At 44.3% G+C, this 16,480-nt stretch carries 17 protein-coding genes; 11 read left to right on the top strand and 6 right to left on the bottom strand.

What is annotated here, in order from left to right; genetic code table 11:
• Window position 1: 1 nt before the first annotated feature.
• Window positions 2-1,363 carry a sigma-54-dependent Fis family transcriptional regulator gene (locus tag HRU69_12195; GenBank protein QOI98197.1) on the bottom strand — a complete coding sequence of 454 codons (1,362 nt, stop codon included), beginning with the start codon at window positions 1,361-1,363 and terminating at the stop codon, window positions 2-4.
• Between the two features lie 94 nt (window positions 1,364-1,457).
• Here HRU69_12195 and HRU69_12190 point away from each other — a divergent pair, with 94 nt between their 5' ends.
• The 11 genes from HRU69_12190 to HRU69_12140 all read left to right on the top strand — a co-directional run bounded on the left by HRU69_12190 (window position 1,458) and on the right by HRU69_12140 (window position 12,271).
• Window positions 1,458-1,925, top strand: a complete 468-nt coding sequence (locus HRU69_12190; GenBank protein ID QOI98196.1) for a hypothetical protein — start codon at window positions 1,458-1,460, stop codon at window positions 1,923-1,925.
• A 67-nt stretch (window positions 1,926-1,992) separates the two neighbouring features.
• Window positions 1,993-2,496: a rhomboid family intramembrane serine protease gene (locus HRU69_12185; protein QOI98922.1), complete on the top strand. Its 504-nt coding sequence runs from the start codon at window positions 1,993-1,995 to the stop codon at window positions 2,494-2,496.
• A complete protein-coding gene (holA, locus tag HRU69_12180) occupies window positions 2,496-3,521 on the top strand; it encodes a DNA polymerase III subunit delta (GenBank protein ID QOI98195.1) in 1,026 nt (341 codons plus the stop codon). Before HRU69_12185 ends, holA begins: the two co-directional genes overlap by 1 nt.
• 144 nt (window positions 3,522-3,665) lie before the next feature.
• Window positions 3,666-6,716 carry a tetratricopeptide repeat protein gene (locus tag HRU69_12175; protein QOI98194.1) on the top strand — a complete coding sequence of 1,017 codons (3,051 nt, stop codon included), beginning with the start codon at window positions 3,666-3,668 and terminating at the stop codon, window positions 6,714-6,716.
• Window position 6,717: 1 nt separating this feature from the next.
• Entirely contained in the window at window positions 6,718-8,373 is a 1,656-nt protein-coding gene (locus HRU69_12170; GenBank protein ID QOI98193.1) for a hypothetical protein, read from the top strand.
• Between the two features lie 70 nt (window positions 8,374-8,443).
• Window positions 8,444-9,211, top strand: coding sequence for an SPOR domain-containing protein (locus HRU69_12165; GenBank protein QOI98192.1), 768 nt, complete (start codon window positions 8,444-8,446; stop codon window positions 9,209-9,211).
• 60 nt (window positions 9,212-9,271) lie between these two features.
• Window positions 9,272-9,946, top strand: coding sequence for a MotA/TolQ/ExbB proton channel family protein (locus tag HRU69_12160; protein QOI98191.1), 675 nt, complete (start codon window positions 9,272-9,274; stop codon window positions 9,944-9,946).
• Entirely contained in the window at window positions 9,943-10,332 is a 390-nt protein-coding gene (locus HRU69_12155; protein ID QOI98190.1) for a biopolymer transporter ExbD, read from the top strand. The genes HRU69_12160 and HRU69_12155 overlap by 4 nt, the downstream gene beginning before the upstream one ends.
• Before the next feature lies 1 nt (window position 10,333).
• A complete protein-coding gene (locus HRU69_12150) occupies window positions 10,334-11,215 on the top strand; it encodes a hypothetical protein (GenBank protein QOI98189.1) in 882 nt (293 codons plus the stop codon).
• 5 nt (window positions 11,216-11,220) lie between these two features.
• Window positions 11,221-11,604, top strand: a complete 384-nt coding sequence (locus HRU69_12145; protein ID QOI98188.1) for a DoxX family protein — start codon at window positions 11,221-11,223, stop codon at window positions 11,602-11,604.
• 91 nt (window positions 11,605-11,695) lie between these two features.
• On the top strand, window positions 11,696-12,271 hold the full coding sequence (locus HRU69_12140) for a hypothetical protein (GenBank protein ID QOI98187.1): 576 nt from the start codon (window positions 11,696-11,698) through the stop codon (window positions 12,269-12,271).
• A gap of 156 nt (window positions 12,272-12,427) precedes the next feature.
• On the opposite strand, the gene HRU69_12135 is transcribed toward HRU69_12140, so the two are convergent.
• The 5 genes from HRU69_12135 to HRU69_12115 form a co-directional block, all read right to left on the bottom strand.
• Window positions 12,428-13,477 carry a hypothetical protein gene (locus tag HRU69_12135; protein QOI98186.1) on the bottom strand — a complete coding sequence of 350 codons (1,050 nt, stop codon included), beginning with the start codon at window positions 13,475-13,477 and terminating at the stop codon, window positions 12,428-12,430.
• Window positions 13,478-13,664: 187 nt separating this feature from the next.
• The gene (locus HRU69_12130; GenBank protein ID QOI98185.1) at window positions 13,665-14,132 is read right to left on the bottom strand and encodes a hypothetical protein; all 468 of its coding nucleotides are present in this window, start codon (window positions 14,130-14,132) and stop codon (window positions 13,665-13,667) included.
• 121 nt (window positions 14,133-14,253) lie between these two features.
• Window positions 14,254-15,507 carry a hypothetical protein gene (locus HRU69_12125; protein ID QOI98184.1) on the bottom strand — a complete coding sequence of 418 codons (1,254 nt, stop codon included), beginning with the start codon at window positions 15,505-15,507 and terminating at the stop codon, window positions 14,254-14,256.
• A 4-nt stretch (window positions 15,508-15,511) separates the two neighbouring features.
• Complete coding sequence (locus HRU69_12120; GenBank protein ID QOI98183.1) at window positions 15,512-16,057, bottom strand: YceI family protein; 546 nt, start codon at window positions 16,055-16,057, stop codon at window positions 15,512-15,514.
• 1 nt (window position 16,058) lies between these two features.
• Window positions 16,059-16,478, bottom strand: coding sequence for a DM13 domain-containing protein (locus HRU69_12115; protein QOI98182.1), 420 nt, complete (start codon window positions 16,476-16,478; stop codon window positions 16,059-16,061).
• Window positions 16,479-16,480 lie beyond the last annotated feature (2 nt).

The raw sequence follows: 16,480 nt of genomic DNA, 5'->3' as shown, positions 1-16,480 counted from the left end.
TTCAGATTCCGGCCGCTTCCATTTCTTTCAGGTAACGGTAAAGCGATGATTTTCCTATGTCAAGGCGCCTGGCCACTTCAAGTACATTGTTATCATGCTTGTTCAGAAAATGACGGATAATGCGGTACATGTATTCCTGCATGGTCATTTCTTTTAAGAAAAATGATTCAGGCCTGGAGGTATTGATAAACGTTACATTACCAGGTTTAATAACCTGATCATCAGCCATTACTGCAGCTAATTCAATTAGTGACTTCAACTCGCGGATATTACCGGGGAAGGAATAAGCCAGTAGTTTTTCCTGTGCTTCGGGTGTAATAGTGAATTTTGGTAACTGATTTTCCCTGGCATACTGGTCCAGAAAATGTTTGGCGATAAGCAAAATGTCGTTGCCCCGTTCGCGCAAAGGAGGTAAATGAATGGGCAGGCCAAGCAAACGGTAATACAGATCTTCACGGAAGCGTCCGGCTTTTACTTCCTCAGTCAGGTCTTTATGTGTAGCCGTTATCAGCCGCACATCCAGTTTAATTGTTTGGTTGCCTCCAACACGGGTTATTTCTCGCTCCTGCAGTACCCGCAGCAGTTTAGCTTGCAGGTTAGGGTCCATCTCGCCAATCTCATCTAAAAAAATAGTTCCGCCTTCAGCTTCTTCGAATTTACCGATTCGTCTTCCAACGGCCCCGGTAAATGCGCCCTTCTCATGACCAAACAGTTCACTTTCGATAAGTGTTGGCGGTATGGCTGTGATGTTAACCGCAACAAAGGGCTTATCTTTTCGTTTGGAATTATAGTGTATAGCTTTGGCAACCAGTTCCTTACCGGTACCTGTTTCACCTGTTATTGAGACTGAAATTGTTGACTTGACAGCTTTTTCCAGCAGTTCGAAAACCCGCCTTATCGGTATGCTCGAGCCAATAATACTTTTTCCGAATTCGTACTTCTCGGTGATTTCCCGTTTCAGGTGACTGATTTCACGGATTAGTGAGGCTTTGTTACGGGCATTATTGATCGAATTAAACAGCCTTTCTTTGGTATCCTGATCTTTGGTAATGTAATCATAGGCTCCGGCTTTAAGCAGTTCAACGGCTGTGCCGATCTTCTCCTGCGCGGAAACAATAATTACATTGATGTTTGGGTCGTAGTTGCGGATTTGCTCCAGCACTTTTTCGCCCGGCTGGTCGGGCAGGGAATAGTCTAAGGTGATTACATCTGGTTTTTTGTGCAGGTTACTCAGGCAATCTTTGCCCGTTGTAAAGTATTCAACCTCGTAATCCGGGTTAAGACCAAGTACGTACTTCAGGAATTTGGTATAAGCGGGGTCATCCTCAACAACAAAAATTTTAACCGGGTCCTTTTCGTACATAACCAGCTGTGTTCGTGGTGAAAATACACCAGTTTTTTTGAATGTAAAAAGTTTAAAAAGCCGCCATTATTAAGCAAATTTACCGAACTAAAGCATGATTCCCGAATTTGATACACTTACTAAACAGGAACTGGAGCTTGCATACAAAGCTCCGATACTGGTTAGCATACTCATTGCCGGTGCAGACGGCACGGTTGACAGGAGGGAGATCATCGGGGCTATTCAGTCTGTTCAAAAAAAGCTCAGGCGATCAACTTCTTCACTGGCGACACTATTACATGAGGTAGCAAGTGATTTTGAGGATAAGATCAAGTTGCTTATGCAGGAATATCCATACGAATCATCACAGCGTAATCCGCTGATAGTTGAAGAACTGCAACGCGTAAATGATCTTTTTACAAAGCTTGATCCGGCTTTTGCGCATGAGATGTATAACACGTTGCTCGCCATTGCTGAAAAAACGGCCAGGTCATCAGGAGGATTCCTCGGATTGAGCAAAATCGGACCAGAAGAAGCCCGGTACATGAAACTCCCCATGATTAAGCCGGTTAGTAAACCTTAGCAACCGGCTGATGCCCAACCAATCTTTACTGGGTAGTTCTGTTATTCCGCTTCGGCTGGTTTTTTTAATGTGGCTTTTCTTTTTTGTTGAAGCTAATTTTAATCTGCCCGTCAGTCAATTTGGTATATGGCCGCGTTCCGGAAGGGGTCTAATCGGGGTTTTCCTTGCGCCCATGCTTCATGGTGATCTTTTGCACCTGCTTTCCAATACTTTTCCGCTGTTGTTTATGGGAGCCTTGTTATTTTACTTTTACCCGCGAATTGCCGGCAGCGTTTTTTTTCGTGCCTATTTCTGGACGAACATATTGGTTTGGTTGTTTGCACGCCCGGCCAATCACATCGGGGCCAGCGGGGTGGTGTACGGGCTTGCATTTTTTCTTATTTTCTTTGGCCTTTTCAGAAGAGACGTGCTTAGCTTACTGATTTCTATAATTACCTTAATTCTTTATGGCAGTGTGTTTTATGGTGTTTTACCATCCGATCCATTTATATCGTGGGAGTCACACTTCGGAGGGGCCTTGGTTGGAATAGCTTCAGCCATTACTTTTAGCGACAAGAAAAAAATATCCTGATGGATGCTAATGTAAAAAAGGTTTTAACTGAACTGAAGACAGGTAAATTTCATCCTGTATATTTTCTGCAGGGAGAGGAGCCTTATTTTATTGATTTAATTGCTGATTACATAGAGAAAAATGCGCTGAATGAATCGGAGCGAAGTTTTAACCAGGTAATCCTGTATGGCAGCAAAGATGTTTCGGTGGCAACTGTGCTGACACACGCCCGAAGATTTCCGATGATGGCCGAACGGCAGGTAGTGATTGTAAAGGAAGCCCAGGAAATAAACGATCTCACCAGAGAAACCGGTACAAAATTATTGCTGAATTACCTTGCACAACCCGTGCCTAGTACGGTATTGGTATTTTGCCACAAGCATAAGAAACTGGACGGCCGCACCGAACTGGCAAAAAGAATTGAAAAGCTGGCTGTTACCATCACTGCAAAAAAACTTTACGAAAGCCAGTTGCCGCAGTTTGTTGACGAATACCTTTGCGAAACCGGTTTACAGGCTTCGGGTGAAGCTGTTCAGGCGTTGTGCGAATTTGTGGGTAACGACCTTAATCGCCTCGTTAATGAGATCGAAAAAATCCGGATTGTCCTGAAGCAGGATGAATTAATTGATCTTGACCGGATTATCAGCCAGGTAGGCATTAGCAAGGAGTACAATATTTTTGAATTACAAAAGGCACTTATCAAACGGGATAAGCTCAAGGCAATTCAAATTGCCAATTATTTTGAAGCTAATCCAAAAAAGAATCCGGCTATTCCGATTGTAGCGTTCTTGTTTTCATTTTTCAGCAAACTCCTTCTTGCCAGTACAGCCGAAGATAAGAGTAAAACCGGCCTAACTAAACTATTGAAAATCAGTCCGTATGCTATTCAAGACTATAGTTTGGCTTTACAGGCTTATTCACCTTTGCAAATTGCAGTGAACATTCATGCATTAAAGGACGCTGATTTGCGTTTAAAGGGTGTGGAAAGCGGCAGTGTGAGTGAGGGCCAGTTACTACGCGAGTTGATCGCTAAACTTCTGATTTGAACGATCAATTTTTTTTCTGCGCCTGAATATTTTAATTACCTTTGGAACCATGCTCTTGGTGGCATGTTGAATTTTTTAAACTTTTTTTGGTCTGCCCTTTGCAATATTTTTTCAGGTCTATGGTTTTACCTTCAAACTGGCAGGATGATCAGGAAACTGGTTGCGGTTAATTTAGCATTTATTTGGCTCACGGGTATTCCAGTTGTTGCCCAGGATCAATTGTCCCGTGGCCGACCGGAAATACTTTTTAATAAAGGGCTTGAACTGATTAATCATTCCAATTACGGTGCCGCTCGCGAAGTTTTTATTGAATTCCTGGGTTTAACTCACCAAACAGACTCCCGAAGGCCCGAAGCGGAATACCAAATTGCCTTGTGTGCCCTTAACCTCGGGCACTCGGATGCTGAAAAATTGGTCGATGACTTTATTGGTTCCTACCCCAGTAACCCACGGGCAGTTACGGCCTACTACGAATTGGCCAACTTCTTTTATACAAGTAAGAACTATTCTAAAGCATCTTATTATTTCGCTAAAGTTGAGTTTTCTGGTCTTTCGCGCGAGCAAAAGGCCGAGGGCCGGTTTCGCTGGGGGTATAGTCTGTTTACACTTAAAAAACTGGATGAAGCCCTTGTCCAGTTTAACCTTGTAAAGGTTCAGGACAGCCCGTACTTGCCGGCCGCCAATTACTATGCCGGCTTTATTGAATACCTGAATGGACTATACGATGCCGCATTAATCGATTTGCGAAGAGCTGAAAATAATCCGGCTTATGCTCCGCTGGTTCCGGTTGTTATTGCCAACGCTTTGTACAAACAACAGAATTACGATGAACTGATTGCCTACCACAAAAGTCTGTTACCAAAGGCAACTTCCATCTCCAACTTCAGCGAAGTTGCATTGCTGGCGGCTGATGCGTATTACTTCAAGCGTGATTATAAAAGCGCAGTTGCTGCATACGAAGACTACTTTGAGAAAAACGCAGGCAAGGCTCCTGCACCTGTGTTGTTTCGGGCAGGGTATGCGTACTACACGCTTGCCCAAAACGATAGGGCACTTCAATACCTTAAATCGTCTGCTGCAGCACCTGATTCCGTAGGGCACTATGCCTCGTATTATTTGGGAATCTTGTATTTAAAGCAGGGCGACAAACAGCTTGCACTCAATGCTTTCGACCAGGCCCGCAGAACGAAATCCGACAAAGCGTTGCAGGAGGAGAGCACATTTCAGTTGGCCAAGGTGGCTTACGATGCCGGCAAGCCCGACCAGTCAATTACTGAATTTGAACGGTTTCTAACTGATTTTCCGCGTAGTACGCATGTTATTGAAGTTAAGGAACTGCTTGCCCAGGCGTATGTAAATGGTAATAACTATAATAAAGCCATTGACTATATCGAATCGCTGCCTGCACGCAGTCAACCGGTTAATCAGGCGTATCAGAAAGCCACCTTTCTTAAAGGATCGGAATTTTTCAACAAGGAAGATTACACACAGGCCATTGAGTATTTTCAAAAATCCCTTTCCTATCCGATCAATCCCGTTTACACCGGGTTGGCAGCGTTCTGGTGTGGGGAGTCGCTAAGTACACTTCGGAGGTACAACGAAGCCATCACTATGTTCCAGCGAGTGGTGTCGTTGGGTGTTTCCGTTGAGCCGGAAGTGCTGGTACGTACACGCTATGGATTAGGCTATGCGCATTTTAATCAGCAGCAATACGAACAGGCGCTTTTTAACTTTAACGAATTTGTTAATAAAGGAAACCGTTCATTCCCTATTTATTCCGATGGCGTATTGCGCCTGGCTGATTGCCATTACGTAAGCAAGCAATATCCGGAAGCACTCGCTCAATACAACCGGGCCCGGCAGTTGGGTTCACCGGATGATGATTACATTTTGTTTCAGACGGGCGTAATTAACGGTATCCTTCGGAAATATGCCGAAGCCCGCAGTCAATTTACTCTTCTGATATCGGGTTATCCGAAATCACAGTTTCGTGATGAAGCCATTTTTCAGCGGGCACAATTTGAAATTGAACAGGGAAACTATCAGGTGGCAGCCGATGGATTATCGCAACTGATTCGCGAAGGAGCAGGTTCTCGCTTTTTACCATACGCCTTCCTGCGAAGGGCGGCATCCTATTACAACCTGAAGCAATATGATAAAACCATTACCGACTATGCCACGTTGCTTCAGCAATTCCCAACCCATCCGGCAGCACAGCAGGCATTAATACCGTTGCAGGAAGCACTGGGACTTGCCGGCCGCGCAGGCGATTTTCAGCGTTACCTGGATGATTTTAAAGTGTCTAATCCTGACAATAAGAATCTTGAGGTAGTGGAATTTGAAAGTTCCAAAAACCTTTATTTCGATCAGCAATATGCCAAGGCCATCCCGGCATTACAGGCATTTCTTATAACCTATCCGCAAAGTGCGCGCCTGCATGATGTAAAGTATTACCTGGCTGAATCCTTTTACCGCCAGCGCGATTTTGACAAGGCATATCCACTGTATGAGGAGTTAAGCAACGACCCGACTTTTGCGTTGGCCGGTCGTTGTGTGGGTCGCCTGGCGGAAATCGACTTCAGGCAAGGAAAGTACGATCGCGCCATTACCGGCTATCACCGGTTAGAGCGGCTCGCGTCAACCAAAAAGGATTTATATACCGCCTGGTCGGGATTAATGGAATCTTTTTACCTGCTGGCTGCCTACGACTCGGTAACCACGTATGCCAATCTGATTATTGAAAAGGGTAACCTTAATGCAGGTGCGGTTAACAAAGCCTCGTTGTTCATTGGCAAAGCTGCGATGGCGCGCGGCAATTACGATTTGGCCAAAGATGAATTTTTAAACACGTTGAATTCGGCACGCGATGAATACGGAGCGGAAGCAAAATACCGGTTGGCTGAGATTTTCTTTAACACCGGTCAGCATAAATCCTGTTATGAAACACTTATCAGTCTTAATACCGACTTTGCCGCCTATGAAGAGTGGGTGGGCAGGTCGTACCTGTTGCTGTCGGATAATTTCATGGCCATGAATGATGCTTTCAATGCCAAGGCTACCTTGGAATCACTCATTGGTAAATTTCCATTGCAGCATATTCAGGATACAGCTAAAGATAAACTAAAAAAAATTACAGATGCCGAGAAAGCCCAGCGGTTAAAGCAGGCCGCGGCTGATTCAGTTGATAACAAGTAACATGAAATTGAAACAGGTATTCATATTTCTGCTATCCGGTTTTGTGGGGTTTGTTTCTTCAGCGCAGGATCCAAAACCAATCGAGGCCGAGCTTGCACCTGTTGAGGTGGAAATTGTTCGTGAGCGGAAAATCGTGCTGCCTGAAGCTGTGCGGTTATTTGAGAAAATTCCGCCCCGTCCCGCTGAGCCTATTAAGCCTGAAATTACCTATGAGTTTCGTTCTTTTCAGTTCAGTTCGCCAATGGTAAATTCAGCTATCCGTCCGTTTAAACTAAAGGATGAAGAAACAGACGATATCTATGGCGGGTTTATCAGTGCAGGATATGGCAACTATGCCTCGCCATATCTGGAAGCATTTGTTAACAGCAAGCGTGATAAAACCAAACTGTTGGGCGCACATGCATTTCTTAACAGTTCGGGTAAAGGCCCGGTAGATGGCCGCAATTCCGGCAGTGGCAACTCGGGTCTTTCGGTGTTTGCCCGTTCATTCGGAAACGATGTAACCTACCAGGCTCGTGCAGGTTTTGAAAACCAATCCACGCATTTTTACGGCTACCCGCAACCCCAGGCCGTTGAGCGCGATACCATCCGGCAATCATTTAATTTGTTTTCAGTTGAACTTGGCCTCGCCAATGCGCGTAATACACAATTTGATTATAACCTGAATGGTAACTTCAGTTTTCTTTCTGATAAATTCAATGCTTCTGAAAGTACACTGGATTTGGCCTTTGCCGGTTCGTATAAGGTTTCAGAATTGAACCGGATAAATGTACAGGCCAGCTACGCGGTAATGAGCCGCAAAGATGAAGGTATTGATGCCAAACCCCGTAGTCTGTTCATCGCAAAGCCTTATTTTTTGTTTAATCCGATCGATAACCTTCGTTTGCAGGCTGGCGTTGTTGTGGCACTTGAGAATGATACCCTGGACAAAAAAGATTTTCACTTATTCCCCGATTTTAAAGCTACTTATAAACTAAGCTCTTCGGTTGATGTTGAGGGAACGCTTACCGGTGGGGTACAACGTGTATCGTTACAAACCTTGGTGCGCGAAAACCTGTGGCTTGCTCCGGCCGTGCCGCTGTATCATACGAACAAATTATTTGATATTCAGGCCGCAGTTAATGCCCGCTTAAGCAGCATCGCCCTTGTTCATACGGGTATATCATTCGCCAATTTTGAAAACCTCTATTTTTTTGTAAACGATACGGTTGATGTTAGCAAGTTCAATACCGTGTACGATGCAGGCTCCACCAAGCGGACGAACTTTTTTGCTGCGCTTACACTGAACTATTCTGATGTAGCACGCTTTATGCTGCGGGGCGACTACTTCAGTTACAGTACCGATGAATTACCCGAAGCCTGGCACCGGCCCGGATACCGTGCTACCGTAAGCGGGTCGTATAACATACGCAAAAAGGTTTTGCTGCGAGCTGATATTATCGCCCAGGGCAATATGAAAGCGCTTGATCCGGCAACACAACTTCCTGTAAAACTCGATCCGGCCTTTGATCTTAATTTCAGAACGGAATATTTTGTATCAAAAAACTTCTCGGTGTTTGTTGATTTGAACAACATCACCTCAAACAAGTACCCGGTGTTTTTAAACTACCCGGTGCGGGGCTTTCAGGTGATGGGCGGAATAACATGGAGCTTTTAGTCTATGACTGAAAATTTGTCAGCATCGAAAATTCGGTTAATTTTGTATAGATCTAACGTTTTACACCTTCATGGCCAGAAGAAAAAAGACTGACGATAATCCGCCTGCCAACGAAAACCAGGCTTCGTCTGATGATACATTTGGGTTGCCGGAAATCAACTACGAACCGATACGAAGGGATGAGCCGGCCACTGAACCCGAGCCGGAACCGGAGTCAGAGCCGCTTCATGAATCTGAACCCGTTGCACAGGTTGACGAAGCAACAACCGGTGAAACGACCTATTCTGAAGAACCGGTTGCTCCGGCAGAAAGCGAGTACCATTACGAACCCGTAAAGGAGCCTGCTCCGGTATGGCCAAAAGTATTAGCCATTGTTTTGGTGGTAGTGGTTGCCTTAGGCGCGGCTTACTACTTTCTGATATACCAGCCTCAACAGGAAGAGAAAGCCAGGCAGGCTGCGATAAAAGCCCAGCAAGACAAAGAACGTATAGAACGTGAGGAGGAAGAGAACCGCGCCAGGCTTGCCCGTGAAGCAGCAGAAAAAAGAAGACTGGATTCGTTGGCAGCAATCCCAACAACCGGAACAATCGAAACCCTGGAGCAGCGCACCGGAAAGTACTATGTAGTAGTGGCCAGCGCGGTCGATGTGGACCTGCTCACCGACTATGCCAAGAAACTCAGCGAAAAAGGTGTGAGCAGTAAAATTATTCCACCGTTCGGAAAACATAAGGTGTACCGGATAACCGTTGACAGTGGTGATTCGTTTGCCCTTGCGCAGGCCAAGGCAGATGGCCTAAAATCCGAATATGGCGATGCTGTTTGGGTTTTAAGATATTAAAACCGCCCTGGCGGGATACTTTTTTAAACTTTTGTCGTTTTACTTTTTAAACTTAACCGGATGATTGCACAGATCTTGACCGATGCTGCCGAAACCGCAGCAACAACAACCGATCAACAGCTTTCCTTATGGGAGCTATTCAAAGCCGGGGGATTAATGATGTACCCGATTGTGTTGCTCTCGTTTATTGCAGTGTACATCTTTTTTGAACGCTTCCTTACGTTGAACAAGGCCAGTCAGGATCCCAACCAATTTATGGGAAAAGTAAAAGAACTGGTGCAGAAGGGGGATATCAATGGCGCAAAAATTCTTTGTTCACATAACGAATCACCTATTGCACGCATGATCGAGAAAGGAATCAGCCGGATAGGCAGCCCGCTGAAGAACATTGAGGCTTCGATTGAAAATGTGGGAAGAATTGAAATTTTTAAATTGGAAAAGAATCTATCCACGCTTGCTACAATTTCCGGTGCCGCACCCATGATGGGTTTTCTGGGTACGGTAATCGGCATGGTACAGGCATTTATTGCCATCGCACAGGAAGAAGGCTCGGTTAGCCCCAAATTATTGTCAAGCGGAATTTACACCGCTATGCTGACCACCGTGGCCGGCCTTATTGTAGGTATTGTGGCGTACCTGGCCTACAACTTTTTGGTAACCCGCGTGCAGAAGATTGTGCACAAAATGGAGTATTCTTCGATTGAATTTATTGATCTACTACAAGAACCCCGATGAGTCTGCAATCAAAAAACAAGGTAGAACCGATGTTCAGCATGGCTTCCATGACGGACCTGATATTTCTTTTACTGGTTTTCTTTATGCTTACCTCATCGTTTATTACTCCCTCCGGGTTACCGGTAAACCTGCCCACCAGCCTCCAGAGTAAAATTGAAGTACAAAAGGTATCGGTAACCGTAACGAACGATTTGCAGTATTACGTTAATGATAAGAAGGTTTCAAAAAGCCTGCTGGAAGGGGAGTTGAAAAGCAAGCTGGCAGGAACAAAAGGGTCTGTTATCCTGCACATTGATAAGAATGTGCCGTGGGAGCATGGCATTTATGTTGCTGATATTGCCACCAAACTGGAAGCCAAAGTGGTGGTAGCTACAAAACCCAAGTAACATGACCGAAGAAGAAAAGAAAAACAGAACACTTGCGCTGATAACATCGGTAGCGGTGCATGCCTTGCTTTTTCTGGCATTTTTGTTTGTAGTGGCCTGGCGGGCGCCTAATCCGCCACTGCCGGAGTATGGAATTGAATTGAATTTTGGATTAGATAGTCAGGGTAGTGGTGAAGTGCAACCTGTTACACCATCCGGCTCTGAAACTCCGGCCAATGAGGATGAGCAACAGATTAAGAATGATCAACCCGATGAAGAGATTAAACCTGTGGTTGAAGACAAAAGCCAGCCCGATAATTCAAAGCCGGTTGAGCAGCCCGTTACTACAAAACAGGAGAGTCCGGTAACTGTAAAAGAAGAAAAGAAAGAGCAACCGAAGCCGGTGGAAAAACCCGTTGAAAAGCCGAAAGAGAAAACAGAAACTAAGACAGACGTTAAACCAAATGAAACCGAAAACAAATCAACCACAACGGCTGATAACGCAACTGCCACAGATAAGGAGGGTAAGCCCGTAAGCCAGGGAGATAAAACCAATAAAACAGGCGATCAAGGCGACCCTAAAGGCACACCTGATGCAAAGGCGTTATATGGAAACCAGGGAGGTGGTGCAGGAGGAACAGGACTTGAACTGGCCGGCTGGATGTGGGATTACATACCGAAACCAAATGTGCCTAATAATGAATCCGGACGAATTGTGTTTGAAATAAAAGTAAATGCTGATGGTGAATTAGAGGGATACCGCGTGATTGAACGAAGTGTTAGCCCAGAGGCCGAAAAGGCCTGTCGTGAAGCAATTGAAAAACTTACTTTTACCCGCAAAGACGGAGCTATTGTTCCAGCCATCAGTACCGGTAAAATCACTTTTGTTATCCGGTCAAACTAAGTAGTATGATAAAACCAGCATCAAAACGGGATACTATCTTATTCTGGGTTTTTACCGGAATATTTTGCGCCTTTATGCTTACCTCGGCTATCCCCAATATCATGTCAACGCAAGAGTGGGTTGATGTTTTTAACCAATTGGGGTACCCGGTTTACATGCTGCCGTTTATCGGAATTGCAAAGTTGCTTGGAATAATCGCTTTACTTGTTCCGGGCTATCCGCGAATTAAAGAATGGGCCTATGCCGGTTTTTTTTTCGACCTGACCGGAGCAATCTTTTCAGGGTTGATGGTGGGCGGCTTTAATCCGTTAATGCTTACAATGCTTATACCGCTGGGTACAGGTACTCTTTCCTACATTTTTCATCACAGGCGGCTTTCCGGGGTTTAAAAGGCGCAATTCATGTAAATAAACTATAAAAACTTCTTGTATTACTTTTAAATTAAAAGTACTTTTGAAAAGTAACTAATTTTAGAGAAACATGGAAAAACTGCTGAAATTCCTTCATACTGTTCCGGGGGTGGCTCTGGTAACCGCTTTACTTTTGCTGGTACCGTTAATTGCCATGCAATTCACAACGGAGGTGCAATGGAGTGTATTCGATTTTATTGTAATGGGCATCCTCGTATTTGGTACAGGGGTAGTTTATGTGTTAGTAACCCGCCATGCTCCGGGGCTTATTAATCGGGTTGCAGTGGCCTCTGCTATTGGGTCAACTTTTCTGTTGGTGTGGGCAAATCTTGCTGTTGGCCTGATTGGTGGCGGCCCCAACCCGGGCAACCTGATGTACATTGGGGTAGTGGCTGTAATTATTATCGGCACGTACTTGTCGCGCTTTACGGCTAAGGGTATGGAGCACACCATGTTGGCCGCATCAGGTTCTATTGTTTTAGTCGCTATTCTTGCATTGCTTACCGGTATGCAACACTACCCGGGTAGTTCGGTAGGAGAGATCATCGGGGTAAATGCCTTTTTTGCGGGGCTCTTTGCTGTTTCCGGCTTATTGTTTAGGTACATCGTCATTTCCGAACAATCTTCAGCTGATTTCGGAAAATAGACCAAGGCTAAACATTGTTCCCAATCAATCAATCACACCGGGCTGGCCTGTGCGATGGCAGCATCCGGATGGCATCAGTACTTATTGGCTTGCTTTTGAGGTTGGAGCGATGCGCGGCCTGCCAGTCGGTTAGGCAGAGCCTGACAATTGCTGCTGCTAAACTCCCAATAATAAATTAAGTTTTTTATCAATCTCTTCATTTACAATCTTGTAAAGATTCAGAAAGATAACAAACGAGTCATCAGCCAATAGTTTCTCATCGGTTACCAAATCAATTGTTTCCTCCTGAGTGGCTTGTAGTTCAGTCTTCAAGGCAAGTAATGTTTCAGTATTCTCAACTACTTGTGCATTTCTCCGGATGGCCATTATCCGTTGATAATATACATCTATTTTATTCTTCTTCTTTTGTAGCTGCCACTTTCTAATGGTGTAAAGTGTACTGGCCAACGCCACTAAAATGGTAACAATCACACCCATTAATTCTGCGTACCGCTCAAAGAAGGTTGGCGCATTGCGATCAAGGTAGTCTCTGGAGCCAGGATGAAGCATAAAGCTGAGTTTACGCGAATCAAAATCGGAAGAGAACTGATAGAGCAGGGGGTTGATATTTTTTAAATCCTGACTGTTTTCAGAAAGTACTTTCATCATATTATAAACCAATCTTGGATCAAGGTCTGTGCGACAAACCAGGATAGCGTCAACCTTGATTGTCAGTATGGCGCGTTCTGTAAACGAACCGTATAAATCGTGTGCAATAATATAGGGTTCAAACTCTGGATGCCGTGTGCATATAGCTTCGGCTAAAGATCCTTGGCCAAGATTGGCCACCTCATCAATGCTGTATAAATGATATCCCTCTAAGTCCCGTAGTTCCTCTTGAGTAAGTAAATCGGTAAAGGCAAAAATGACGTCTGCCTCAAAAAAATCATACACATCGACAAACGTGCATTCCGATTTTTCAATGCCCATGTCTTTCATCAATTCGTCAACGAACATACGTGTTCCGCTCCCCTCAATACCGGCAAAAATTTTACCCATCGTAAAGAGTTCACGCAAGGATTGAGGCGATTTTTCCTTTCGGTAGAGTATGTGTAGTAGTTGCGGATAGAGTGGCATTACAACTGAAACCTTGTCGCTAAATCGTGAGTAGTTGTCTACGATGCCAAAATCTGCTTTACCTGACTCAAGGGAATCGAGATTAGACAATGACCCAACGCCACTTATAACTTTAACGGTATCACCAAGATGTCTGCTAAGTATAGAAGAAATAGTAGTGGCAATCTGGTTTTGTGGATCTTCAATGTTACCTAATATTGTATACTCATCAGATTGTTTCTGGCAACCATGCGAAAAAAATATGATGAAGACCAGATACCAAATTCGAAAACAATTCCTATTTAATCTTGCCTGTAGTTCGATAGGTGGTGTAGTTGGTTGACGCAATTTTTTCGTTCTTTTTAGGGTCCTTTAGCCATAGCTCGCGGCCGTTAACAGACACGGTGCGCTCGAACAAGTACAATTTGTCTTTCAAGATAACAAAGTTATCATACTTGGGTGTTGTTGCCCTGCCCATGGCCAGGGTCATCGAACACCACCCACCGAACTGCGGAAGATATTTGGTTGGATTAGCGACAAAAATTTTCAGGTTGGCTTCTGAATCGAAAAGATATATTACATTATCAAAAGTTGTGCTAAAACCCGCTTTCCCAGCCAGCGGCTTATTACCTTGAAAGTAACTAACAGGGTCATATCCTCCCACACCAATGTGTTTATCATTTACACAGTATTTTAATGTATCAGGCCGTTGCGAATAAGCAGCCTGTGCCAACACAAGGGCAATAATTGCAGCACTTAGTTTCATACATAAAATTGTTTTGCAAAAGATAAACATGGATAAGGAATCTATAGTATGCAATCAATGTCGTGTTGGCGACAAATCATCAAATTGATGGCTTATCGAAGTATTTAAAAATTAATTTCAGTTAAAAATATTGTCCTATGCCGATGACCAACCCGGCATTTTTGTTGTAATCATAGCCATAGTCAATGCGCAGCAGGGTATCAAAGGCGCGTTTATAAATCAACCGAAAGCCAAGGCCGGAAAAGGCCCGCATGTTCTCACTTTTAGTAAAATCGCTAAAGCTACCACCGGGCTTTCGCCATGATCCGAAATCAAGAAATCCCACCCCTTGTGCAGCCAAAATTTTTCTGTCAAAAAGTGTATAGCGTAACTCGGTATTAACAACCAAGGATCCCGTACCACGGTCAACCCGGTTGCCCACACCTCTTATATTGAGGTAACTATCCAGCACGAATGGCGCAAAAGGGTTATTGTCGTTTGTAGCGATACCTGTGCGCAGGCGATTGGCCCAATTGAAGCGCTTGCCAAACTGCCGGAAGAATCGAAAATCGTTGAATACGGTTATGAAGTTTCTGACTTCATCCAGTGAATGAATAAATTCAACATTAAGTTGATTGTAAATTCCGTCAATATAAAATGTGTTGTAATTAAGGTGGTTGCTCTTGATAATCAGTTTCGATAGGAACTTCTTGCCCTGAACGATATCCGCCAAGGTATTGTCATCTGGCTGTTTCGCTTTGAATTGTTCGTTAAAGATACCGACACCAAAATCCACCGATTCCCGGAAAGACAAAAACCGAACGGCACTGGCATAAGCTGTGTAGTTAGTATAGTTGTAGTTTACCATACTACCCTCAAGATTCAAAGGCTCAACTGTAGCCCACTTGATAACGGAAGTTGTTATGCCCCAGCGCGAGTTCCCTATCCGATCAGTGGCATAATTCAGATAGAAAGAATGCCGGTCGTAGTATTGATAAATAGCAAACAATTTATCGCCATGCCCTGTCAGGTTCAGGCTTTGCATTCCCGCTTTACACCAAAAGGTATTTTCCGTTTTGCCAAGGGCAAATACCGGCAGTGTATTGAACATTTCGCGGCACACAAAAATTACCACTACATTATCTCCGTTTGTCACGAGTTGTGTTTGCACCTCGCTAAGTATGCCAAGATTAAGAAGTCTCTGCCGATCGTTTACAAGTTGAACAGAATCATACCATTGCCCTTCCGCCAAGGTTATGTATTGTCGCAGAAACGATTCGCGGGTTTTGGTTAATCCGGAAAATTCAATCTTGGATATTATTTGTTGTGCCGATACGCCTGGGCATATCCCAAAGGCAAGCAAGGCATTAAGTACAGTCGATATACACCACTTCACTTGATTATTTAAGTTGTTTTGTTGCTCTAACATCAAGCAGTACTGTTAATTCATCGGCCAGACTAATGCTGCTGCCCCCCACACCAAACTCTCTTCTGTTAATCCTGAATTCTCCGGTGAGTTGCAGCAGATCGCCAGCGTAGCTATATCGAAACGGAAAGGAGATTTCCTTAGTGGTTTTCTTGATGGTTAGTTTACCGGTTATTATGGCTACGTTCGGCTTTGTTGATTGCTCCACTTTTCCGGATACAAATCGAATGGTAGGGTATTCCTTTACATTAAAGTAATCAGATTTGCGCAGGTGATTATCGCGCATACCTATGCCTGTATCAATTGTGGCCGCATTAATGGTTACATCAAATGCCGCACTCGAAAGTTGGGCGGGATCAAAATTAATGGTGCCCTTAAGTCCTTTAAAACTGCCGTCAACGGTGGAGCCAAAATTCTTTATTTTAAAATCTATCTTTGATAAAGCATCTACCGGAACATAAACTTGTGCCTTGGCAACTAAAAAAAAAACAGTAAAAGAAAGAGTGGATAGACAGCGCATGCTACAGTGTTTCGGCCTTTCCAAACAGAACAGAAAATTGCTGGCACCAGATGAGTGCAAACTTAAACTGAGTAATATCTGTGCCATCTGGTATGGAATACGTTTGTTTACCAGAGGTCGATTTTAATTTCCCCAGGTTAACAAATGAAGCAGCGCCCGTTGTGGTGCTCAGGTATACTCTTAGATCCGGACCGTTGCTGGATGAAAAATTGTTCAATAGCAATACTTTTTTTCCGTTGTCGTCATAAATCTGGGCCACACCGCTTACGTTATAACTTCCGCTGCCCATCCAGGTGCCTTCACGCAGCAGCGTTGCCTTTGTTTCATCAAAATCATCATTTACCGGAGTGGTCGGAGTGGCCTCATCAGGATTGCATGCCATTGCAAAGCCTAACAAAAAGATTAGGATTGATTTTTTCATGC

The organism is Flammeovirgaceae bacterium (genome assembly GCA_015180985.1).
Classification (GTDB): domain Bacteria; phylum Bacteroidota; class Bacteroidia; order Cytophagales; family Cyclobacteriaceae; genus UBA2336.
The sequence above is the reverse complement of the archived record's forward strand: the minus strand, read 5'-3'. Positions and strand labels throughout refer to the sequence as shown.